This is a genomic window from Arthrobacter gengyunqii (assembly GCF_023022985.1).
Classification (GTDB): Bacteria; Actinomycetota; Actinomycetes; order Actinomycetales; family Micrococcaceae; genus Arthrobacter_B; species Arthrobacter_B gengyunqii.
Genome location: NZ_CP095461.1, coordinates 708,650 through 732,595, shown reverse-complemented (window position 1 = coordinate 732,595; position 23,946 = coordinate 708,650). Strand labels below are relative to the sequence as shown.

17 protein-coding genes are annotated in these 23,946 nt (G+C 63.2%); 8 read left to right on the top strand and 9 right to left on the bottom strand.

Features of this window, described 5'->3' with window-relative positions:
- Nucleotides 1-40: 40 nt before the first annotated feature.
- Nucleotides 41-1,099: an ABC transporter permease gene (locus MUG94_RS03315; RefSeq protein WP_227908386.1), complete on the bottom strand. Its 1,059-nt coding sequence runs from the start codon at nt 1,097-1,099 to the stop codon at nt 41-43.
- The gene (locus MUG94_RS03310; RefSeq protein ID WP_227908385.1) at nt 1,096-2,628 is read right to left on the bottom strand and encodes a sugar ABC transporter ATP-binding protein; all 1,533 of its coding nucleotides are present in this window, start codon (nt 2,626-2,628) and stop codon (nt 1,096-1,098) included. The genes MUG94_RS03315 and MUG94_RS03310 overlap by 4 nt, the downstream gene beginning before the upstream one ends.
- 120 nt (nt 2,629-2,748) lie before the next feature.
- Here MUG94_RS03310 and MUG94_RS03305 point away from each other — a divergent pair, with 120 nt between their 5' ends.
- The 3 genes from MUG94_RS03305 (at nt 2,749) to MUG94_RS03295 (ending at nt 6,072) form a co-directional block, all read left to right on the top strand.
- Entirely contained in the window at nt 2,749-3,795 is a 1,047-nt protein-coding gene (locus MUG94_RS03305) for a substrate-binding domain-containing protein (RefSeq protein ID WP_227908384.1), read from the top strand.
- Nucleotides 3,796-3,878: 83 nt separating this feature from the next.
- Nucleotides 3,879-5,033 (top strand): Gfo/Idh/MocA family protein, encoded by a 1,155-nt coding sequence (locus MUG94_RS03300; protein ID WP_227908532.1) that lies wholly within the window; start codon nt 3,879-3,881, stop codon nt 5,031-5,033.
- Nucleotides 5,034-5,070: 37 nt separating this feature from the next.
- The gene (locus tag MUG94_RS03295) at nt 5,071-6,072 is read left to right on the top strand and encodes a sugar phosphate isomerase/epimerase family protein (RefSeq protein ID WP_227908383.1); all 1,002 of its coding nucleotides are present in this window, start codon (nt 5,071-5,073) and stop codon (nt 6,070-6,072) included.
- Nucleotides 6,073-6,163: 91 nt separating this feature from the next.
- Here MUG94_RS03295 and MUG94_RS03290 read toward each other — a convergent pair whose 3' ends face one another.
- The 7 genes from MUG94_RS03290 to MUG94_RS03260 all read right to left on the bottom strand — a co-directional run bounded on the left by MUG94_RS03290 (nt 6,164) and on the right by MUG94_RS03260 (nt 15,103).
- The gene (locus tag MUG94_RS03290) at nt 6,164-7,327 is read right to left on the bottom strand and encodes a YkvI family membrane protein (protein ID WP_227908382.1); all 1,164 of its coding nucleotides are present in this window, start codon (nt 7,325-7,327) and stop codon (nt 6,164-6,166) included.
- 357 nt (nt 7,328-7,684) lie between these two features.
- Nucleotides 7,685-9,010, bottom strand: a complete 1,326-nt coding sequence (locus tag MUG94_RS03285) for an amidase (RefSeq protein ID WP_227908381.1) — start codon at nt 9,008-9,010, stop codon at nt 7,685-7,687.
- Nucleotides 9,007-10,386: an MFS transporter gene (locus MUG94_RS03280; RefSeq protein ID WP_227908380.1), complete on the bottom strand. Its 1,380-nt coding sequence runs from the start codon at nt 10,384-10,386 to the stop codon at nt 9,007-9,009. Before MUG94_RS03280 ends, MUG94_RS03285 begins: the two co-directional genes overlap by 4 nt.
- An 89-nt stretch (nt 10,387-10,475) precedes the next feature.
- Nucleotides 10,476-11,453: a LacI family DNA-binding transcriptional regulator gene (locus MUG94_RS03275; protein ID WP_227908379.1), complete on the bottom strand. Its 978-nt coding sequence runs from the start codon at nt 11,451-11,453 to the stop codon at nt 10,476-10,478.
- Between the two features lie 132 nt (nt 11,454-11,585).
- Nucleotides 11,586-13,034, bottom strand: a complete 1,449-nt coding sequence (locus MUG94_RS03270; protein ID WP_227908378.1) for a basic amino acid/polyamine antiporter — start codon at nt 13,032-13,034, stop codon at nt 11,586-11,588.
- A 315-nt stretch (nt 13,035-13,349) separates the two neighbouring features.
- Nucleotides 13,350-14,612 carry an arginine deiminase gene (locus tag MUG94_RS03265; protein ID WP_227908377.1) on the bottom strand — a complete coding sequence of 421 codons (1,263 nt, stop codon included), beginning with the start codon at nt 14,610-14,612 and terminating at the stop codon, nt 13,350-13,352.
- Nucleotides 14,613-14,746: 134 nt separating this feature from the next.
- A complete protein-coding gene (locus MUG94_RS03260) occupies nt 14,747-15,103 on the bottom strand; it encodes a variant leucine-rich repeat-containing protein (protein WP_227908376.1) in 357 nt (118 codons plus the stop codon).
- A 257-nt stretch (nt 15,104-15,360) separates the two neighbouring features.
- On the opposite strand from MUG94_RS03260, the gene MUG94_RS03255 reads away from it, so the two are divergent.
- From MUG94_RS03255 to MUG94_RS03235, 5 genes are all read left to right on the top strand, one after another.
- Nucleotides 15,361-16,584: a DUF6361 family protein gene (locus tag MUG94_RS03255; protein WP_227908375.1), complete on the top strand. Its 1,224-nt coding sequence runs from the start codon at nt 15,361-15,363 to the stop codon at nt 16,582-16,584.
- Entirely contained in the window at nt 16,577-18,451 is a 1,875-nt protein-coding gene (locus tag MUG94_RS03250; protein WP_227908374.1) for a phospholipase D family protein, read from the top strand. The genes MUG94_RS03255 and MUG94_RS03250 overlap by 8 nt, the downstream gene beginning before the upstream one ends.
- Complete coding sequence (locus MUG94_RS03245) at nt 18,441-21,593, top strand: helicase-related protein (protein WP_227908373.1); 3,153 nt, start codon at nt 18,441-18,443, stop codon at nt 21,591-21,593. The genes MUG94_RS03250 and MUG94_RS03245 overlap by 11 nt, the downstream gene beginning before the upstream one ends.
- Nucleotides 21,594-21,718: 125 nt before the next feature.
- Entirely contained in the window at nt 21,719-22,657 is a 939-nt protein-coding gene (locus MUG94_RS03240) for a GIY-YIG nuclease family protein (RefSeq protein ID WP_227908372.1), read from the top strand.
- Nucleotides 22,658-23,611: 954 nt separating this feature from the next.
- Nucleotides 23,612-23,929 (top strand): hypothetical protein, encoded by a 318-nt coding sequence (locus MUG94_RS03235; protein WP_227908371.1) that lies wholly within the window; start codon nt 23,612-23,614, stop codon nt 23,927-23,929.
- Nucleotides 23,930-23,946: the final 17 nt, after the last annotated feature.

Sequence of the window (23,946 nt, the reverse complement as noted above, 5' to 3'; positions counted from 1 at the left end):
ATTGAAGCACAGTGACCGCCGTTACTCTGCCGGCGGCACCTCACAGGGCACCCTTGCGGCGGTTTCCGCGCACCGCGAACCGCTGCTGCAGCAACACCGCCACCACAATGATTGCGCCCTTGGCGACCTGCTGCACCGAGGTGTCCAGGTTGTTCTGCGTGAACACGTTGATGAGGATGCTGAACAGCAGCACGCCCAGGACGGTGCCCACAATGGTGCCGCGCCCGCCGACCAGCAGGGTTCCGCCCACCACGACGGCGGCGATAACGTCCAGCTCGAACAGCAGCCCGTGCGTGGAGGTGCCGGCGGTGGTGCGGCCCATCATCATGATCCCGGCGATGCCCACGGTGGTACCGGAGAGCACGTACAGCCACACGATGTGCCGCTTCACCTTGATGCCGGCCAGCCGGGCGGCCTCCAGGTTGCCGCCGATGGCCACCGTGCGGCGGCCGAAGGTGGTGCGGTTGAGCAGGAACCAGCCGGCCGCTGCCACCAGGACGAAGATCCAGATCAGCAGCGGCACGCCCAGGAAGTTCGAGCGCATCACGGCCAGGAAGTCCCGCTCGATAACAATCTGCGTGCGCCGCCCGGAGATCAGTTCCGCGGCGCCGCGGGCGGCCACCAGCATGGCCAGGGTGGCGATGAAGGCCACCACGTTGCCGTAGGCAATGATCACTCCGTTGATCAGCCCGGCGAACATCCCGACGGCGAGTGCCAGCACCACCATCAGCAGCCAGCTGGTCTCCTCGGCGGCGCGCTGCACGGCGGCCAGGGATGCCACTACGGTGGTCAGCCCCATCACCGAACCCACTGAGAGGTCGATGCCGCCGGCGGTGATGACGAATGTCATGCCCACGCAGATCACCCCGGTGATCGAGGCGTAGCGCAGGATGGTCAGCAGGTTGTCCACGTTCAGGAACCGTTCCCCGCTGGTCACCGTGCCCACCACGCACAGCAGCAGCAGCGCGACCACCAGGCCGAGGTTGCGCCCGGCGGAACCTCCCAGCCAGGTCCGCACCGGGTTCGGCCGGGGTGCCTGGGCGGCGGTGGCGCCGTCGGCGGGTGGCGGCTGGACCGCCGTCGTCTTGGACTCACTCACTGGGCGTTTCCTTTCAGCACGAGGTCAAGCACGGCGTGCTCGTCCAGGTTGGTGGCGTTGTCGGTGGCGAGGGCCCGGCCTGCGTCCAGCACCAGCACCCGGTCCGCCAGCCCGAGCACCTCCTCCAGCTCGCTGGAGACCACCACCACTGCGACGCCGTCGGCGGCCAGGGCGCGGATCAGCGCGTAGATTTCTGTCTTGGCGCCGACGTCGACGCCGCGGGTGGGCTCATCGAGCAGCAGCACGCGGGTGCCGTGCAGCAGCCAGCGGGCCAGCAGGACCTTCTGCTGGTTGCCGCCGGACAGGGTGCGTGCCTGACGGTTCGGATCCGCCGGACTCAGCTGCAGGGCCGCGGCCTGTTCCCGGGCAGCGGCCTTCTCCCGGCGTTCCTTCAGCACGCCGCGGACGGCAAACCGGGGAAAGGTGGACAGGGTGATGTTCCGGTAGATGGGTTCTTCCAGCAGCAGGCCCTGACTCTTCCGCTCTTCAGGTGAGAGCCCCATTCCGGCCTCGATCGCGGCAGGCACGGAACCGGGGCGCAGCGTTTTGCCCTGCACGGCCACGGTGCCGGCGGTGGCCCGGCGTGCCCCGTAAATGGTTTCCAGGATCTCGGAACGGCCGGATCCCACCAGCCCGGCCAGCCCGAAGATCTCCCCGGCCCGGACCTCAAAACTGATGTCCGCGAAGGAGCCGGCCAGACCCAGGTCCCTGACCTCCAGCACCACGGGCGCGGCGTCGGGCACCGGAACCCGCCGCGGAAAGGCGTGGGCGACGTCGCGGCCGGTCATCAGCTTCACCAAGTCGGCGCGGGTGGTGGCCGCCACGGGGAGCGAGGAGGCGGTGCTGGTGCCGTCCTTGATGACCGAAATGCGGTCCCCGATCTGCCGGATTTCTTCCAGCCGGTGCGAGATGTACACAATCGCGATGCCCTGGGCGGTGAGTTCGCGGATGACGCGGAACAGGTTGGCCACTTCACCGGCGTCAAGGATGGCGCTGGGTTCATCCATGATGATCAGCTTTGCGTTGCGGGACAGGGCGCGGGCCAGGCTGACAATCTGCTTGCCTGCCGCCGAGAGCCCGCCCACCTCGGCCGAGGGCGCGAGGTCCGAGTGCCCCAGCCGGGCCAGCAGTTCCCGGGTCCGCTGCCGGGCATCACGCACCCGCAGCACGCCGGCACGGGCATCCTCGTGGCCCAGGAAGATGTTCTCCGTGATGTTCAGCCCGTCCACCACGTCCAGTTCCTGGTACATGGTGGCGATGCCGAGTTCCAGTGCCGCCGTGGGGCTGGCCGGCCGGACCTCCTCGCCGTTCCACCGGATCTCTCCGGAGTCCGGTTGGTGCACGCCGGAGAGTGCCTTGATGAGGGTGGATTTTCCGGCGCCGTTCTGGCCCAGCACGCAGTGCACTTCGCCGGGCAGCACCTGCAGGTCCACCTTCTTGAGGGCGCGGACGCCGGCGAAGCTTTTGCTCAGATTCCGCACTTGAAGCAGCGGCTGCGCGGTGGCCGGAGGCGGGCTGGAGGCGGTCATGGGACGGAGCTTACACACTTATGTCGACGACCAGTAGTATCTTGCAGCTTTATCGTCGGGCTTCTGTTAGTGTGACGCGCATCACCACCGCAGCGCTCCAATCACATAAAGGAGAACACCATGCAGGCAGCACGCAGGACGGGCAGGAGGCAGCTTGTAACCACGGCGGCGTTTATCGCGGCCGGCGGGCTTGTCCTCACGGGATGCTCCAGCGGCGAAGAGACCAACACCGAACCCACCAACAATTCCTCGGAGGGAAACCAGGCGGAAGGAGACACCGCGGTCATCGGGTTCTCCGGTCCCGCCGCGGACCACGGCTGGCTCGGCGCCATCAACTCCGCCGCCCTGGCGGAAGCCGAAAAGTACCCGGACATCGACCTGCGCGTCGCCGAGGGCACCAATGACGCGAACCTGCAGATCAGCCAGGTGGAGCAGTTCATCAATGACCAGGTGGATGCCATTGTGCTGCTGCCTACCGACGGCGCCGCCCTCACCGATGTCGCCACGCGCGCCATGGAAGCCGGAATTCCCGTGATCAATGTGGACCGGGAATTCTCCAGCCCGTTCGCGGCCCGCACCACTGTGCTGGGCGACAACTACGGCATGGGCGTCAGCGCCGGCACCTATATCTGTGAGCAGCTGGGCGGCCAGTCCGACGCCGTCGTGGCAGAAATTGCCGGCATCGACTCCCTGCCGCTCACCCAGGACCGCAGCCGGGGCTTCGAGGACGCCCTCTCCGGATGCGGTTTGGAGGTCAACAACCGGGTGTCCGCGGACTTCACCGTCCAGGGCGGCGAGATCGCAGCGTCCCAGCTGCTCTCCGCCGCACCGGAGATTGATGCGCTGTGGAACCACGACGACGATCAGGGCATCGGCGTCCTGGCCGCCATCGACGCCGCCGGACGCGATGAATTCTTCATGGTGGGTGGTGCCGGTTCTGCCAACGCCATGCGCGAGATCCAGGAAGGCGACGGCGTCATGAAGGCCACCATCATCTATCCGCACACCCAGGCCGCGGACGGTATCCGGCTGGCCCGGCTGCTGGTGCAGGACAAGGCGATGAGCGATCTGGTGGAGATCGAAGTCCCCAACCGGGTGGTCCTGAACGCCCCGGTGGTCACCTCCGAGAACGTGGAAACGTACCTGCCCGTCGCGTTCGAGTCCTGACGGCCAAGGTGCAGGTCTCAAGAAACACCCGGGGCTGAGAAAGAGGAAAAAACATGCAGGACAACAAGTCTCTGAAGGTGGCCATGGTGGGCCACGGGTTTATGGGGGCCGCCCATTCCCAGGCCTGGCGGGTGGCGCCGCGGTTCTTTGACCTGCCGCTGCAGCCGGAGCTGACGCTCCTGGTGGGCAGGGACACGGGGCGCACCGCTGCCGCCGCGTCCAAATGGGGGTGGGCGGAGACCTCCACCGACTGGCGGGAGGCGATTGCCCGGGACGACATTGACGTGATCGACATTGTCACCCCCGGTGCCGCCCATGCGGAGATTGCCATTGCCGCCCTGCAGGCCGGCAAACACGTCCTGTGTGAAAAGCCGCTGGCCAACACGGCCGAGGAAGCCCGCGCCATGGCCGACGCCGCGGCCGACGCTGAAGCCAACGGCGTCCGGGCAATGGTGGGATTCACCTACCGCCGACTGCCGGCCACCACCCACGCCCGGAACCTGGTGGCCGGCGGAGCCGTGGGCACGGTGCGGCAGGTGCGGGCGGTCTACCTGCAGGACTGGCTGGTGGACCCCGACGCCCCGTTGACCTGGCGGCTGCAGCAGGAACAGGCCGGCTCCGGGGTGCTCGGCGATCTGGCCGCCCACGCCGTTGACCTGGCGCAGTACATCACCGGACACCGACTCACCCAGGTCAGCGGCACCCTGGAAACCCTGGTTCCCACCCGTCCGTTGGCGGCGGAATCCCCCGACGGCGCAGTGCTGGGAGGTGCACCCGGCACCGGAGAGCGCGGCCCGGTGACGGTGGACGACGTCGCCCTCTTCACCGGCCGTTTCGAGGACGGAGTGCTGGGCTCATTCGAGGCCAGCCGGATGGCCACCGGCCGCAAGAACGCGCTGCGGCTGGAGGTCTCCGGCACGCTCGGTGCGCTCAGTTTCGATCTGGAGGACCTGAACTTCCTGGAGTTCTACGACTACACCGCCCCCGCCGTCCGGCAGGGGTTCACCCGGATCATGGTCACCGAACCCACCCATCCGTATGTCTCCGCCTGGTGGCCCGCCGGGCATTCGCTGGGTTACGAGCACGGTTTCGTGCACCAGGCCAAGGACTTCGTGGAGGCGATTGCCGCCGGAACCCAGCCTTCGCCGTCGTTCGCTGACGGCCTGCAGGTCCAGGAAGTCCTGGACGCCGTGTCCGCCAGCGCCGGCAAGTCCAGCGTTTGGACGCCCGTCGCCTGATTCGTTTCCCCCGTCCCATCCCGAGAAGGAGCCAGCCATGCCCCGTCCAGTCACCCTGTTCACCGGCCAGTGGGCCGACCTGCCGCTGGAGGAAGTGGCGCGCCTTGCTTCGGAGTGGGGGTATGACGGCCTGGAGATTGCCTGCTGGGGCGACCATCTGGACCCGTGGCGGTGGGATGACGAGGAGTACGTGCAGAGCCGCCGCGACATCCTGGAGAAGTACCGGCTCAAGGTTTACGCCATCTCCAACCATTTGAAGGGCCAGGCGGTGTGTGATGACCCCATCGACCAGCGCCACCGGGACATCCTGCCGGATGTGGTGTGGGGCGACGGCGATCCCGAGGGGGTGCGGCAGCGCGCCGCCGAGGAAATGAAGCACACCGCCCGGCTCGCCGCGGCGCTGGGCGTGAAGACCGTGGTGGGGTTCACCGGGTCGGCCATCTGGAAGTACGTGGCGATGTTCCCGCCGGTGTCCGCCGAGGCGATCGACGCCGGGTACCAGGACTTCGCCGACCGCTGGAATCCCATTCTGGACGTGTTCGACGAGGTGGGGGTGCGGTTCGCGCACGAGGTGCACCCCAGCGAAATTGCCTATGACTACTGGACCACGGTCCGGGCTATGGAAGCCATCGGGCACCGGCCGGCGTTCGGGCTGAACTGGGATCCCAGCCACTTTGTCTGGCAGGACCTGGATCCGGTCAGTTTCCTCTGGGACTTTCAGGACCGGATCTATCATGTGGACTGCAAGGACACGAAGAAGCGCATGTCCAACGGGCGCAACGGCCGGCTGGGCTCGCACCTGGCCTGGGCTGATCCGCGCCGCGGCTGGGACTTCGTCTCCACCGGGCATGGGGACGTGCCGTGGGAGGACGCCTTCCGGATGCTCAACAGCATCGGCTACCAGGGGCCCATCTCAGTGGAGTGGGAGGACGCCGGGATGGACCGGCTGGTCGGCGCTCCGGAGGCGCTGGCCTTTGTCCGGTCGCTGGCGATGGATCCGCCGGACGCTGCGTTTGATGCGGCGTTCAGCTCGCGGTAGATCGGCTCCGTGAAGGGCATCCGTCTGCAGGCGGATGCCCTTCACGGTTGGATCACAGGGGGGATCATCCGGGGGTCACAACACTAAAGCACTACTTTGCTGCCGCCGCTGTCTTCTCCTCGGGCAAACGCTCGAACTCGACGGCGTAGAGGTCGGTTCCCTGCTTCCGGTTCCGGAAGTTTCTGATGTGCCGGACGACGATGCCGACCAACAGAACGAGTCCCAGATAACCTGCGACCGGATAGAGGAAGTTGACGAGTTCCGCGAACGGCACCTGCGCCAGCAGGACCGCGATTACCGTTGCAATGAAGGCGAACAACTTTGCCCGGTTGCTCTTGTCGTTGGTCTCAACCCGGTTGACCACCGCCCACAGCAGAGGAACGGCGGTGGTGTAGATGCCGGCGAAGAGGATCACTGAATAGACGCCGGCCGCGCCGGAGAAGACCTGATCTGCGATCCACAGCATCGGGATCTGCTTGTCATAGACATCACCGATGTTTGCCAACAGCCCGAATGCCACCACAGCAACAGCCACCACTAACGTGATGGCTCCGGCCAGCCCGCCGGCGACAGCTTCCCTGTCGTTCCGGACCTTCCTGCTCAAACTTGCCAGGAACGGGACCAGCATAAGGATCCCCAGTGCCGGGAAGTTGAATCCCGAGAGCGCCCAGTGCGGCGCCGCCTGCAGAACATCGATAGTGGGGAGGGTATCCGCCGATTCCGCTATGCCCTGCGGACTCCTGACGATGCCGGTGACCCCCACGATGAGGCACAGGGCAACGATGAGGGGACCGAGTTTGGACAGGATGGCCACCAGTCCGTCCAGCCCCAGCATCACCGTCGCCAGCACTGCGACCGCCATGGCAAAGATTCCCACCTGCCCGTTCCATTCGAATTGTTCGTGCAGGGTTGCACCGGCTCCGGAGAGCATGACGGCATACAGGCAAAAGAAGAACAATGGCGCAAAAACACCGAAGAATTTTCCAATGTACTTTCCGCAGTAATACTCAAAGATTTTGTTACCGGACTGCAACCGAAGGTTCCGGCCATCACGGAGAACAATGGCCGTGACGTAGCAATAGAGAACAAAAGTAATCACGAGCGCGCCAGCCGCACCGGCCGTCCCGAAGGACGCGAAGTACTGCAGTCCTTCCTGGCCTTTGGCGAACCCGGAGCCGATCAGGTAGGCGACAATAGCGCCCATGATGGTGATGACCGTACCTATACGAATTTTTTTCGATGCTTTCTGAGTCATCGGTCTACTTTATGACAACCGTCATGGTCCCCCGAGTGGCTTCAGGATTAACGGCGCCAAGATTATGCGGGTTTGTATTCGGATTAATTATCTGTTAATTAGCATGGCCTACTAACAGCTAATTTCCAGGGGCATAATCGATAAGGTTTTGTAACAAAGACATATAAATGCGAGAAACGCTCTTCCTCGGATTTCAAGCAACGGGCTGTCCGCTAGTGATTCACTGACGGGACACCGGCGGTTAAGCACCAGGATCCCGGCAAAGCAGCCATGTCATGTCCCGGTTGAGCAGGGGCTGGAGCACAGCGCCGCAACCCACCGGCGGCCCCGGCCTGTCGTCCGGGGCCGCACCGCCCCTTAGCGTTTGCCGACCCGCATCTCACCGAGCTTCTGCGCCACACCGATGAGCTGAAATTCAGCACCGGGGCGGCCTACTAGCTGGACCCCTGCGGGCATTGGCTCCTCTTCCTTCCAGACGGGAATGGATAAGGCCGGCACGCCCAGCACACTGAAGGGGACGGTGAAGGCCAGCGCCACATCCCACACGGTGTTCCACCCTGCGCCGAATGCAACACGTTGACCAATCCTTGGAGCCGTCACAGGCGAGGTGGCACAGAGCAGCAGATCGTGGTTGCCAAAAGCAGCTGGCACATCAGCGCGGAGGGCCTCCATCTGCTGAAGGGCACGACGGTACTCCCACCCGGGCACCTCCTGCGCACCGCAGAGCCGGGCAAGCACTTCCGGCTGGTAACGGGCCGGGTCCTGCTCCAGGTTGTCCGCGTGAATGGAGGCAGCTTCGGGCCCCTGAATCCTGGGATACAGCTGGTGCGTCAGTTCTGTCCATGACGGCTCGTAGCTGGAAATCGTATGTCCCAGTGCGCTCAGTGCGGCGCGGACTTCCTCAAGTGCACTGCTGACGCTGTCAGTCACCTGCGACCAGGGCGATCCGGAGAGCAGGCCTATGCTCAACGAGTCCACCGCTGGCTGGGGGGCCGGCATTTCCGAGCTGAGAGCGCCCCATAGATCAGCAATGCCCTGGATGCTGTTCGCCATCGGACTGACAGTGTCCAGGGACGGAGACAGCGGGAAGATTCCCTCGATGCTGGTCGATCCATGGGTGGGCCGCAGGCCGTAGATGCCGCAAAACGCCGCGGGCGTCCTCCCGGAACCTCCCGTGTCCGTCCCCAAGGCCAGGCCCAGCGCCCCGCAGCCGATGGCCGCCGCTGAGCCGGCACTGGATCCGCCTGACATCAACGTCGGATTATGCGGGTTCCTCACCGGCCCTGTGGAGGTAACGTCGCCGGTGGGACCGTAAGCATATTCGTGGGTCTGGGTCTTGACTGCGGGGACGGCCCCGGCTTGCCGCAGCGCATGCACTACCGGGGCGTCCGCCGTCTTGGGTGCATCGCTGCCCCATGCTGAGCCGTATCGGCTGGGCACGCCCGCAACATCGATCATGTCCTTTATTCCGACCAGCCGGCCCGCCAGCGCAGACCCCATACGTTCCGCACGTGAAATGCCGCCCGCATCAATTTGCGATGCGTCGATGGACGCGAAGGCGTTTAACTCCAATGCCCTTGCCAGGGATCCCGCGGCCGGCGGATCAACCAGATCGACCGGCCCGCCCAGAAGCGACATCGCATCATCCATCGTCACGTTCACCGGGGAGGCCTGCTGTGTCATCCGCGCACGTCCTGCGCCGGGGAAAGCCGGCGGCTCAGGTGACCCGGCTTCACGAAGGCCATGGCAACGACGCCGATGCCGGTGGCGATGGCAGTGGCGATGAACATTGAGCCGAAGCCGTGCGCGCTGACCAGGAATCCGGTAAGCGTGGGGGCGGCAACAGCTGCAATGTTGGCGATGAAGTGGGTCATGCCTCCGAAGGTGCCCGTGCGTTCCGGAACCGTGTCAATGACAACTGTCCAGTAGACGGCGTTGGGCAGCGAGTTCAGGGCGTTGCCGACCGCCATCACCAAAAGGATCATGGCAACGGAGTCCAGGGTGGGGATGAGGCAGAAGCACAGCGTCGTCAGGGCGAGGGATCCCATGGCAAAGCCGCTGCGGGCGATCCACAGGCTGCCCGTGCGCCGGCGGAGCCAGTCGCTGATACGGCCGCCCAAAAGAACGGTGAAGCAGGCACCGATCCACGGAATCATGCCCAGGTACCAAAGCGATCCCAAGGAGAAACCAAACTCGGCCTGAAGATAACGGGGCGTCCATGTGAGAATCATGAAGTTTACGTACATGAACGAGAAGTAACCGATGGCGTTGCAGACAAGCGTGCGGCTCTGGAAGAAGTTCCACCATTTGAGCTGACGGGCGGCCTGGTCCACTGTTGTTTCCCCAGCCAGGGTGTCTGACTGGTCCCGGATCACTGCCAGTTCCTCGGCGGACACGCGCGGGTTTTCTTCCGGGGTGTTGGTGAAAATGCGCAGCCACCATGCCAGCCATACGAGTCCGACGACGCCCAGAATGATGAAGACCCAGCGCCATGACCCGGTGAGGGCAATCAGCCCCACCGCCACGGGAGCGGTAAGCAGCGCGCCGAGCGGGGTTCCGAGCAGTCCGACGGCGGACATAAAGCCGCGTTCCTTAACGGTTGCCCAGTTGGCAACGGTCCGGTTGACCGTGGCATAGGCCGGCCCTTCGGCCAGCCCGAAGGTGATGCGGAACAACGCGAAGCCGATCAGGGCGGAGCCGGCGAGGGCGACACCCACGTCACCGGCAAAGACCACGCACATCACGAGGATTGACCAGGAGAGGCAGGAAACAGTCCACGTCCAGCGGGGACCCTTCTTATCCGCCAGTACGCCGCCAATGAGGGCACCGAACATGTAGCCATACCCGAAGAAGCCCAGGACCTTGCCCCAGTCGGCGGGGTCCAGATCGTATTCGCTGATGATTCCGTCGGCTGCGTATGAGATGGCACCCCGGTCGATGTAATTCACAACGGTGATGACGACGATGCCGAACAAAACGACCCACCGGAACCGATTGACGAAGAGTCCCCGGCTTGCCGGGTTCACGTTGCTCACGCGCGGAGCTGTCTTATTATCCATGTCACAGGATCCTAGGGGTGCATTCCGCGAAATGCAATCGATTGCAGACGTGTGACGAAAGATACTCGTCCCGGGAGCTGCTGCCGCTGCTAGTTTTGCGTGGACTCGCGGATCATCAAATCCACGGGCACCGTTCTGGAGCCGGGGTTTTCCCCGCTGATGCGGCCCAAAAGTGCTTCCGCTGCGCGTGAGCCGACCTCAGCCATGGAGGAGCGGATGGTCGTGAGCCCCACAGGAATGGCCCCGGCCAGCGAAATGTCATTGAACCCGACTACGAAGACATCTCTGCCGGCTCGCAGTCCGGCCCGATAGAACTCTCCCAGGGCACCGATGGCTGCGGTGTCGTTGACCGCGAAAAGCCCGAACGGAGGTTCCAGTTGCTGCATGAGCTGATGGGCAGCCATCGCTCCGTCTTCGGCATACAGGCCGCCGTCGAGAACCAGATTCGGCGGGAGGGTGCGTCCCGCAGCTTCAAACCCGTCCCGGAAACCCTGTACCCGTCTGGCCAGGTTCTGGGCGTACGGCATCCCCCCGTACACGGCAACCGGGCCGGGACACATCTGCGCCAGGTGTCCGGCTGCGAGCATTCCGCCCTGATAGTCACCGCTGGTTACCGAGGCATAACCGTCCAGCGGACGGTTGAAGAGAAAAAACGGCAGGCCCAGGCGCCGGACGTTATCCATGAAATCCGAATCGCTGCGGGCGTCGCCGATCAGGATGCCGTCCACGCCCCGCTGGATAGCCATCTCCAGCTTCGCCACCTGCTCCGCGGGGTCATCCCCGGTAGGCACCACAATGCTCTGATATCCGGCCGCGGCCAGAACCTGATCAATTCCCTCATGCATCAGGGCCAGCACTTCGTCACGAAGCCTAGGCACAAACACAGTAATCAGCCGGGATGAATTGGTTCTCAGCGACGCCGCGGTGAGGTTGGGCCGGTAGCCCATTTCCGCTGCGATACGCCAAATGGCCCGCCCTTTTTCTGTCCTCACCTGATCCTCAGCTTTGCGGAGGGTGCGGGACACCGTGGAGATATCCGACTTGCTCGCCAGAGCGATGTCGGCCATGGTGACTCTTGGCGGGCCGGGTTGACGGGAGGACGGACTATTGCGCACAGCCGCCAGTCTAGTGGCGACGGGCCGCCGTCGTCGTCAGTCCTCAATCGATCCCGTACCGCAGGACGCGGCGGGTCCTCTAGCTCAGAGCTCTATCCAGCCCCGGGTCAGGGCGAGAACGCCTGCAACGGCTCCTGCCAAGGTCATGAGGAAAAGGAACAGCTCTCCTCCCCGGAAGACGCGCTGCCCTTGTTCACGGCGCGCGATCACAAACAGGACGGTGGCGGGGGCGTAGAAGATCAACGACAGCAGCACCAGAGGCAGCCCGGCGGCGTAGACCAGGAACACCGAGTAAATGGTGGCAATGACGGCAATGGTCAGGTCGCCCCGCCGGATGCGGCTCGGGGCTCCTTCATACGTTTCGCCGCTCCAGCCGAGCTTGAGGGCGTAGAGGGCCGCGAACAGGAGGGAAAACAACGTCAGGACCGCGGTCATGTCCAGTGCAAAGTCGAAGGCGTCCTCGGAGAAGTAGGTGATGACCATGACCAGCTGGCTGAGCAGGGTGCTCAGCAGCAGGGCGTTGACCGGGACATCGGCATCACTGACCCGGGACAGGAACCGCGGCATGTCCTTCTCCGTGGCCGCCACGTACAGGACCTCCGCTGCCATCAGGCTCCAGGCCAGGTAGGCGCCCATCACCGAAATGATCAGGCCTGCGCTGACGAACACCAGCCCCCAGGTCCCTACTCCCGATTCCAGGACGCCCGCCATGGATGGTTGACGCAGCCCGGCGAGCTGCTCCATCGGCAGGACTCCGTAGGAAACGATCGTGACCGAGGCAAAGATGGCAAAGACGCTCAGAAAGCCGAGGATGGTGGCCCTGCCAACGTCCTCCCGCCGTCGGGCATGGCGCGAATACACGCTGGCACCTTCAACCCCGAGGAACACAAAGACCGTCACCAGCATCGTGTTGCTGACCTGCTCAAACAGCGGCCCCGTGTACTCCGCCCCGGTAAGGTTTCCCGCGAAGACGGCGGGGTCGAACAGGAAGACGGCAAACAGCACGAAGACCAGGATGGGAACAACCTTGGCGATCGTGACTATCCGGTTAATGGCCGTGGCTTCCCTGATGCCGCGCCTGATCAGGAAGAAGAATCCCCACAGCCCGGCCGAGGAGAGCACGACGGCGAGGAGGGTGTCCCCTGCGCCCAACTGCGGAAACAGGACTCCCAGCGTGGACATGGTGAGCACCCAGTAGGTGACGTTTCCCACGCAGGCACTGGCCCAGTAACCCGCTGCGGAGAAGAACCCCACGTAATTTCCGAAGCCGGCCTTGGCGTAGGCAAAGATCCCCGCATCAAGCGCCGGCTTGCGCATGGACAGCCGCTGGAACACAAAGGCCAGCATCATCATGCCGGAACCCGCAATCAGCCAGGCGACCAGCGCACCCCACACCCCGGTTTCCTCGGCGAAGCGCTGGGGCAGGGAAAACACCCCGGCCCCAACCATGGACCCGATCACCACAGTGGTGAGGGTCAGTAGGGAGAGTTTGGCCGCTGGAGCCTTCTCCCCCGAAACAGGCGGATTAGACATGGTTCTTTTCCAATCGGGTGTGGCGGCCGCTGAGGCAACACGGGTTAGACAACAGTGGAGGGGCGGGCCGCTTCCTGCCTGGGATCTTCCTTCGTCAATAGCCTCGGCACTATCGTCTCAGAAGGAGACGGCGGGGTCCGAATCGGCGGCCCGCACCCGGAGGCGGTTGCCGAAGGGGGCGGTGCAGTGGAAAGGCGTGTACCCGTCAAGGGCGGCGCGTTCGCTGGGGTCCACGCCGAAACCGCAGCCGGGATTCCGATGGCGAGCGTGAATGCGGTCAAATGCCAGTCGCCTCATCCCGCACGCCGTCGTCGGTTACTCGATCCCGTCGCGGATGATCGGGCAGGTCATGCAGTGCCCGCCGCCGCGTCCCCGGCCCAGCTCGGCCCCGACAATGGGAATCACCTCCACGCCGGCGTTCCGGAGCGCCGCGTTGGTCTGGGTGTTGCGGTCGTAGGTGAACACCACGCCCGGTTCCAGGGCGACGGCATTGTTCGCACTGTCCCACTGCTGGCGTTCGGAGGCTGAGTAGTCCCCGGCGGTCTCCACCAGCCGCAGTTTCTTGTAGCCCATGGATTCGGCCACCACGTCCACAAACCGCCGGTCGCGGTGGTCCCGCACCTCCAGGCCCAGGGGTTTGTCCGAGGGATGGATGGTGAAGGGGTGGATGCCGTCCACGATGGCCGGGTGAATGGTGGCCAGGTCCCGGTCCGCGAAGGTAAACACGGTGTCCAGGTGCATCGCGGCGCGCAGTTTCGGCATGCCGGCGACGACGATCCGTTCGGCGGCTCCGTCTTTGAACAGGGCCTGCGCGAGCTGGGTGATGGCCTGCCGGGAGGTCCGCTCCCCCATGCCGAGCAGCACGGTGCCATTGCCCACGGGCATGACGTCGCCGCCCTCCAGATAGGCCTGGCTCCAGTCCTTTTCCGCGTCGCCCCACCAGATTTTCGAGCCCGTGTAGTCCGGATGGAACCGATAGATGGCCTGCATCAGCAGGGTTTCGTCGTGCCGGGCCGGCCAGTACAGCGGGTTCAGGGTCAGCCCGCCGCCGATCCAGCAGGTGGTGTCCCGGGTGTAGAGGGTGTTGGGCAGCGGCGGTAGCAGGTACTCGGGCCGGCCGGTGGATTCCCGGACCAGGCCCACGTAGCCGCTGAGATAGTCGTTGGGCAGGTCCGACGTCGTCAACCCGCCGATGAGGATCCGTGCCAGTTCCGCCCCGGTCAGCGAATCCAGGAATGCCCGGGTGCCGGCAACCAGTCCCAGCCCCACCCGGTTGGCGATGATCTTGCGGTCCAGCAGCCAGGTCCGGGCTTCAGGGATATCCATGGTAGAGCCGAGCAGGTCGTGGAGTTCGACGACATCGACGCCGCGGCTGGTCATCTTTGCAACGAAGTCGGCATGGTCGCGCTGGGCGTTCTCCACCCACATCACGTCGTCGAAGAGCAGGTCTTCGCGGTTAGTGGGGGTGAGCCGTTCGTGGGCCAGGCCCGGGGCGCAGACCAGGACCTTGCGCAGTTTGCCGACCTCCGAATACACCCCGTAGTCGGCCGCGTTGGGTGCGGAGGGTGCGGGAAGCATGTGGTTCTCCTTGGGTTGTCTGGCTGCTTCTTTGCAGCCGGGGTTGCTGTCGGCGGGACTTCATCGGTGCGGGTGGTGCTGACAAAGCTGGTGGAGGGGCGGACTGTTTGTCCGTCCCTCCACCAGCTTAGAAATTAGTGTCCGTGCTCTGTTTGCTGGGCCTGTTCGCGGCGCCGGAGCGCCTCGTTCACGGCGGGATCGTCGAGCGCGCCGAGCCATTTGAGCAGTTCGGGTCCGGCGGCGGGATTGGCGGCGACGGCGGGGCGGGCCTTGGGCTCGTCGGTGGCGAGTTCCTGCAGCCGCAGGCCGGGCGTTCCCGGGTCTTCGGCCTCGGCCAGGATGGCGACCTCGGCTGGATCCACGTCCCGCGGCCTGGCTGCTGATGCTCCGGCGTCAACGATGTCTGCCGCCGGGATGTTCATCAGCGGGGTGGTCCGCCGGCTTGACGGGGTGTTCTCGTCAGCGGGATGTTCCTGCATTTCGTTCTGCATGGGATCTCCTTTATCAGTAGCCTTACTACCATCTTTGCAGAACGTGGGGCGGGGGCCGAATCCGGACCGGCGCCGCTCCAACACGTCGTTCGTCATCGCGAATGAAGCAAATGCGCTCCATAGCTCAGCAACTTCGAGAAGGTGCTCGCCGAGAACAACGCCTACTCCGGTCTGCACGGGCATAGAGCAGCGTGAAGGTAGCCTGTAATTACCGTAAGCCAGCCAGCCGCACCTGAAAGCGCTCACTCGATCTGACGATGACTTCTCATATCTCTTGGCTTGACGCCAACACCGACGAGAACAACCGCATGCGGGAACTCGTCAAACTCTTCTCCACACCCGAAACCATCGATGATCTGGGCATCGGCCAAATACGGGACGTCATCAGCAACAGCCTCTTCCCCGGGACCTCCGTCCTGCACGCCGGAGCCCGATACCTTCTGCTCGTTCCCTGGGCCTATCTGACCGCCGCAGCCGGAACATCCCAACCGGACGTTCTGAAGTCCAGGGCTGAGAAGTCCGAGCGAGCTCTGATCGACAGGCTTGGAGAAATCTCGACGACCGGATTCATCGGCAGCTCGGCCGGCAACAAGGTACGCCAGCTTCCCTCAGCGGCCTACTGGTCCGCACTTCGCCGTTACGAAATCGTGCATCCCGATATCGACCGCGCGGGCATAGCCGAGGCCATGTGCGCTGCCCGAGCCAATTCCAGCAGCAACGAGAACGCCGAAACCGCAGCGGTCTGGGCGCCATCCCTGCCCCAGCCGCCCGAAGGCTTCCCCTACACCGAAGAGAACGGCCTGGCGCTCACGCATGCCGAAGCATCGTGGCTGCAGGAACGGCTGCTCGCCTCCTGCCGCGGAACCCTGCTCGCGCACTTCGTAGTGTCCCGGGATCCGCTGGCGCAGAACACCACCGGTCCGTGGCAGGACCCGATATCCCACACAGCAGATGCACGAACCGTCCAGTGGGTCCGGGACGCTGAACTCTTTTCCTTTGTGCACAACGGCGCCAACATCCTGTACCAGCATTTGCTTGCTGAACTGTCTGCCAAGAACCTGCCGGACAGCGGCATCACCACCGAGACAACCAATGAACTGCTCCAAGAATGGGAAACAGAGCGGGATGCCAAAAAACACCTGCTTGCTAGCTGGAACGTTGACGCCTTCCTCGACAGAATCCGGGAGGCTAACCCCGCCATCCGCGGCAGCACAGTGGACTTCGCCCGAACCATGGCCGCAGCAGCTCAAACCTTTTCAATACCACTCGCGGACAATCCCGAGCTTCGTCGCGCCGTCGAAGACAGGGAACGCCTCATGAAAAAAGCCAACTCGCGCTTCCGTAACCACCAGCGCCTCCGCGCCTGGGCACCGCCGGAGCGGGGCGTCGCCGCCCTTACGTACCGCTGGGCTCAGGTCCGCCGCACCGTTCGCGACATCCATGACGGGCTTGCCCTCGGGCCGGAGCACGCACATGCTTGATGCCGGCAACAGGCAGGCCCTTACCCAGCAGCTGCGTCCACCGGCCGGTTTTCGACTGGTTCACGCCGTGGGCACTACGTTCACTCTGGACATGACCAGCGCCCTGTCGGTGCCGCTGAGCTTTGTGGCCGGGTCCGGAGAGCAGTTCACCAATCCGGTGGCGGTGCTTACCGCACTCCGAAAGGTCTCCGACCGTGTCGATATCTTCTGTCAGGCGGGCAATATCCGGGTTCCGCAGGGTGCATCGGATTTGCTGGCGTTGCTGGAACCAATGGTGCACCAGGTCAGTGTGAGGGGCGGCGGACTTTTTCATCCGAAGGTTTGGGTACTGGAGTTTGAAAACGACGACGGCGAGCGCCGTTACCGGTTCCTGTGCGGCAGCCGCAACCTCACCCCGGACACCAGCTGGGACCTCCTGGTGCGTCTGGACGGAGCGCCCACGGACACCGTCCAACCAGGCAACACTCCCCTGCAGGAATTCCTGACAGCGCTTTGCCCCCTGGCATCAGTGCCGCCGGAACAATCACGGGTCAACCGAATCCATAGCCTTGCCGACCGGATCGCCACTGTTGAGTGGGAGCTTCCGGAGCACATTTCGTTACTGGCCTTCCGGCCACTCGGTGTTCAAACCGACCCCGAACCCGAGTCCTTGGTCAGCTACCTCCGTAATCCGCAGACCGCAGCCGGCTTGAATCCCGACCCTGCCGCCGCAAAAACCATCGGTTACAAAAAGCTGGTGATCTCCCCTTTCCTGGATGACATCCTGCTCGGGCGCATTCTCGACACCACCCGCACTGACAAGACTCACGTCTTTTCCCGTGCAGACCAGCTGGACCTCATCGCCCCCAACACAATCTCCAACAAGCGCTTCTGCTTCCGCTCCTTCGACGACACCATCACCCCTGAGATGGGCGACGACGGCGCTTCCACCTCGGGGGACGACCTCACCGGGCTGCACGCCAAGGCCTATTTCTGCGATTACGGATTCCAGACCCATGTGCTCCTCGGCTCCAGCAATGCCACCAACGCGGGATTCAACAAGAACGTCGAATTCCTGGTTGAGATGCGGGGCCTCAAGTCCAAAATCGGCGTGGACACGATCCTGACGAGCCTCGAAGACGTTCCCTTCAACGATTATTCGGGCACCGGAGGCCAGCAACGCAGCGACGATGACGAGATGCGCTTCCATCTGGACAGCAAGCTGAGGGAAGCAGCAGCCAGAATCTTCCTCCTTGATGCCGTCCCGGAACAGGGCCCCGACACTTCCGGACTGTATGCGGTAACGCTGGAGCACGACTGGACACCTCCAGCACGGCTCAGCGCCACCGTGCGGCTGGTGACCCTTCGAACACCGGTCTTCGAGGTCGGCGGACCATCCGAGCCGGGGGCCAGTAGCTTGCGCTACCGAAACGTACCGCTGGCGGATGTGACCCCATATCTCGTCCTAAGCCTCACCGACCCGGAGTCCGAGCTGACGGCAACGGCCGTTGTGCAGGGGGTTCTGCGCACCGATCCAGACGGCCGCCTAGACGAGATCGTTGCCCGGCAGCTGGACAATCCCGACAAGCTGCGGCAATTTCTGCTTCTGTTCCTGTCGCCGGAAGATGCCCCACCCGGCGCAGGCTTTGCCGGGCTGCCGTGGCGTTTCGGTGCGGGGTATCAGGCGGGTGCATCGGCCGGGCTCTTCGAAACCCTGGTCACCGCACTGGAGAATCCCAACGCCTCGGAAATTTTCAGCGAGCTGGAACCGGTGATTCAACGGTTGGTAAAGCTGAACGGGGAAAGCGACGACGTTCTCCAGCTTCACGCCCTCTGGTCCGCCGCCACCGAAGCCCTGCAAATGAAAGAAACTCCTCATGGCCTTTGACCCGCTGCCAGCATTGAACAGCCTGCGGGGCTTTCAACGCCGCACCGTGGACCATGTTTTCAACCGGCTTTACCACGACACCCAGCCGGCAGATCGCTTCCTGGTTGCGGACGAAACCGGTCTGGGGAAGAGCATGGTTGCCCGCGGGGTCATTGCCAAGGTCATCGCTGAACTGGACCAGCCCGACTCGGGCGTCGAACGCATCGACGTCGTCTACGTCTGTTCCAATGCTGATCTGGCCAAACAGAACTTGGCTCGCCTGAACGTCACCGGCCAGCCGGACATTATCGAATCCGGACGGCTGACCCTGCTCCCCGGACAACTGGATCTGCTGCAGGGTGAGCCAGCCGAAGGCATGAACAAACGGGTCAACTTCATCTCACTGACGCCGGGCACCTCGTTCAAAGTCACCCATGCCACCGGACAGATTCCGGAACGGGCCGTCCTCTTCGCACTCCTGGAACAACTCGATGTCATCACGGCGGAGAACCGTGACCATGCAGTGGAACTGCTCCGCGCTACCGCTGGGGCGGGCTCGTTTGAGTGGCATCTGGGACGCGCCAAGGCCAGGAACCCCGGCGGCTTCGTTCCCCGCATAGCAAATGAGTTTTCCGACCTTGCCACGCAGAGCGGAAATCTGCAGGCGCTGAAACGCGAGCTGTTCAACGACACAGCTGATTGGGACGATCAGCGGAAAACCATGAACGGCATTATTGGCGGTTTGCGCTCTGACTTGGCGCGGGCCGGTCTGAACTGTCTGGAACCGGATCTGATCATCCTGGACGAGTTTCAGCGCTTTCGGGATCTGCTCCGCCCGCCGGCGGTCGATGACCAGATCGACGAGGCCAATGAACTGGCCCGGCAATTCCTGGAGTACGACGGCGCGAAGCTGCTTTTGCTCTCCGCCACGCCTTACAAGGCACACACCACTGCGGGAGACGTCGACGGGGATGACCATTCCTCGGACTTCCTTCAGCTGCTGGATTTCCTGAGCCGCGGCGAAGACGGCTACTTGAGCGCTCTGACTGCCGACTTCGAAACGCGGCGCCGGCAACTGACCGGCCAATCCGTCGAAGAGGACGTGACTGACCGCATCGAAGAATCACTGCTTCGGTTCATGTCGCGGACCGAGAGGCCCCAGCTGGGCGGGGACGACATGCTTGAGGTCATCAACATGGCGCCGACCAAAGTGAAGCCCGGAGACCTTACGAGCTACCGCTCCCTCGCCGAAGTCTCACGGGCAACAAAATCGGGCAACGTGCTGGAGTACTGGAAATCCATCCCCTATTTCGCTCATTTCCTCAGCGGCTACAAAATCGGCCGTGTGACCGCACAGCACAGCGAAACTCTGCGGCCGCTGTTGTCCAGCTTGGCGACCATAGACGCTGACAAATACCGCCGCTACAAACCGCTGGACACCGACAGCGCAAAGTTCCGTGCTGTCCGGGATCACACTGTCGGCGAGGGCTGGTGGCGACTGCTGTGGATTCCGCCGTCGTTGCCATATGTGGAACCATCCGGACCCTACACCGGGCACTCGGCCGTGACCAAACAGCTAGTTTTCACCTCGTGGAACGCCGCTCCCACAGCGCTCACCACGCTGCTCTCCTATGAGGCGGAGCGGGAAATTCTCGAAGGGTCCGAACACGGTGAGAACTCTCCAGAGGCCCGGCGGAGATTCCGCGGCAGGTTCCGGTACGCGGTTAAGGACGGGGAGCCGCAGCGAATGTCGACGCTGGCATTGTTTGTACCCCACGTTGCTCTCAGCGCCGCGGGCGATCCCTTGTCCGCCGCACGGTCGTCCGGCGGCCGAGTGACGGGCGAGGAGCTCAGGGAATACGCCGCCGCGACAGGTCAGACAATCACCGGTCCGGCGGTTGGAGACGCGGGACGGCTGGGCTCCTGGGCTTCGTATTTCAGTGTTCCGGGTGCCCTGCCCGACCGCTGGGCTGAAACGGGTGCGGCCGCGCAGGGATTCCGAGACACAGCCGACGTCATCGTGCGGTTCTCCGGCGCAGAGGACGCTGCTGAGTCCAGCAAAAACGACGACGGCGGACGCGAAGACACCGCCTACCTCCAGCACGTTGAACGCATGCTCGACATCGCGACTGCGGGCTTCCTGGGATGGGATGCTGATGTGGCCGATTTGACGGCAAATTCTCCCGCCAACTGCATGTACCGCTCACTTCAGCGAATAGCTCCGGCTGGCATGGAGCAAAGCGATATCTTCCGGGCTGCCTTGATCGGTGTTTCGGGCCTCCGCTCACTCTTTAACCGTCTTGATGTGGCGGAACTCTTGGGCCAGCTGTATCCGGAGGGTGAACCATGGCAACGGGTGCTGCGGTATTGCGAGGCCGGAAATCTGCAGTCGCTGCTGGACGAGTATGTGTTCCAGCTGCGGAGCCAGCAGCCTCCCGGTGAACTGACCAGTGCCCAGCTCATGCTGCTGGCGAACGACATTCGGGGGGCACTCACTCTGCGCCCCGCACCCATGCAGGCGAAGTATCCGGATGGCTCGCATGACGATCTCCGGATGGGGGTTCGCTTCGCAGTTCGGTACAGCAACTCACGCTCCGAGGATGGCGACTCCGCCCGCATGCCCGAAGTCCGGCGGTCATTCAACAGTCCCTTCTGGCCGTTTGTTCTGGCGTCCACTTCGGTCGGCCAGGAAGGGATTGATTTCCATTGGTGGTCTCACTCAGTGATGCATTGGAATGTGCCGTCCAATCCGGTGGATTTTGAACAGCGGGAAGGGAGAGTGCACCGCTACCTCGGCCATGCAGTCAGGAAGAATGTCGCCCAGGAGCATGGGGTCGCGGTTTTCACGTCGCGGGCAACCAGCCCCTGGGCCACCGTGTTTGATGCTGCCGCCGCGTCAATTTCAGCCGCGCCGGACAATGCCGCCACGGAATTCTCTCCGCACTGGATCCACCCGGGTGCCAACAAGGTTGAGCGGCGGTTACTCGACCACCCACTGAGCCGGGATGTGGCGCGGACCAAGCAGATGCTGTCGGGTCTCGCAACCTACCGTCTCGCATTGGGTCAGGCACGGCAGGATGACTTGCTGGGATTGATCCCGGACAACAGCGAGGTTCGTGCACTGAATCTCAGGCCCCGTGCAGTGACCGCAGAGTCGACCTAATGCAATGCCTCGCTGGCAGCCCGCACGTTTCAACTAACCTAAAGCAAAGGGATACAAACTATGGCACTCAAAGAACCTGATGTCGACTACGAGCTATCGAAAACCTCAGAGTTGGAGGGTTTGTCATGAGTATCGGAAAATCCGTCCGCTTGTTTCTCGCGGACGGCACCCCTGGTGGCTTGTTGACTGCCGAAATTATGAATTGGACGGGGCATGTCGTCGCGGCTCCGCGGTCGGATCTCGGAGCGCTCCTCAAACGGCCGGAGGCCAGCCGGACAGGCATCTACATTTTGCTTGGTGATGATCCTGACAGCATGGGCGGTTCCTTGGCCTACATTGGCGAAGGTGACGACGTCAGCAGGCGGCTTTATCAGCATTCCCGACCGGAAGAGCAGGGCGGCAAGGATTTTTGGGAACGTGCGATCATCCTCACGAGCAAGGATGCCAACCTGACCAAGGCACACGCCCGCTATCTTGAGTCTCGTCTGATCACTCTGGCGCAGCAGGCCAACCGGGCCCGCCTCACGAATGGCACTGCGCCAGTGCCATTGCCTCTGCCGGAGGCGGACATCTCGGACATGGAGTACTTCATTGCCCAAGTCAAGATCGCGCTGCCCGTGCTCGGGGTTAATTTGTTCCGTAACACAACGGTCACCACAGCATCTTCGAATGCTGCCGATCCCCTGCCTCCGGTTCAGTCGCTTGTCTCCCCGCTGTTCGAAATGCGCCTTGCCAGGCATGGCATTGTTGCGACCGCTCAGGAAGTCGATGGCGAGTTCACGGTGCTGAAAGCATCGCTCGCGAGGGCCTCGTGGGTCGGGGTAGAGGACGGTTACGGGAGGCTGCGGGACAAGCTGGTTCAGGACGGCACCTTGGTCCCGACCCAAGACGGCAAATTGGCGGTCTTCGCCCGCGACCAAGTGTTTGCCTCCCCCTCGGCGGCATCGGCGATCGTGTCCGGGCGGAATTCGAACGGCCGTATGGAGTGGAAGGTCCAGTCGACCGGTTTGACCTATGGAGCTTGGCAGAACCAGGAAATAGAGCTCACCCGCGGCGCGAAGTGAATCTGCGTTATTCAATCCCGCAATCCGATTGATAACGGTTGCAGTGCTACGTCGATGCCCTGTTCTTTGCACCGACGTCCTCGTTATCGCAGCCCATTGCCGACAGTAGGTTGTTTGCGGATACTTGCCGTTCCCGCAGCACAAGGGAAAGTGCATTTTCAAAAGGCATGCCGGGGTGCTCCCGGAATGTGTGACGGTGCCAGCGTGAAGGGTGTCTGGGCTCATCGCTTACCGACCAAATGGGAATGTTCAAAGGCTCAAGCTTGCTGAATAACCAAGAAATCTGTTCCTTCCAATGGACCCTTGCGGGACCTGTCGGAGCAGAGGTCCCATACGCGAGCAATATGCCATCTGCCAGGGAAATCCCAGACTCGATTTCTTCCCGGGACATCATCCACGGCGCTCGATGAACCCCGAGAATCTTCAGCTCTCCAGATGATTGAGTCGGCAGCGGGAACATGTTAGCCACTCGGGCATTCTCGTAACGAAGGACTTTCCTGGCCATTTCAACTCGGTTCAGGGTCCGTGTCCCGCTTGTTTTCGGTGGACTGCTGCAGATCGCCAATAGCAGCCCTGGCTCAGGTAGCTCTTCGATTTTCACTCTCTATAATGTCGTGCGGTCTTGATCCTGGCAGAGGACAGTATCAGCGTCCCAGCCGTATGCTCCGATGTGAATCACGATTAGCCGCATCTTCGGAAGGTGGAGCTATCCAACTTCCCCCTTCCCCACCCCCGAAGCATGTGCTTCTTCCGGGACGAGAGAATCCTAGCTCACCCGACATTTTATGAATGCCAGACCATGCCGCCTAATGGACCGTTCAGAGGTGATCCAAGGCATGGTCTCGGCTGCTGAGGTCTGCAAAGAGAGCACACATCCGATGTGACGCGCCTCCAAAGGCACCAACGGGGTATCCTCAAAGGGCAACCGCTAGCACTTTTAAGGACCACCGAAGCATGCAGCCCAACGAGCCTGGCCTCTTTGACCTCGAAGATGAAGCCGCACCGCAGGCTTTCGAAGAACCAGCAATTACGGACCAGCAAATCGCATCCATTCGGCAAGCCTTCGAAGAAGCCGGAATCACGTCCATGGAGCAGCGCCAGCAACTCATCGAGTCCTGCGTGGTCCGTCCAGTTGCCCGCCTCCGAGAGCTGCAGGCAAGGGATGTCCGCCGAATCCTTCAACGCATCAGCGACCAGCAGCAAAGTAAAGGTCCTGTGACAGGCTCCGCCTGGGACAACCGGGATGAAGACACCTGGATCGACAAGCTGTAGCAATAGGAAGCACGGGT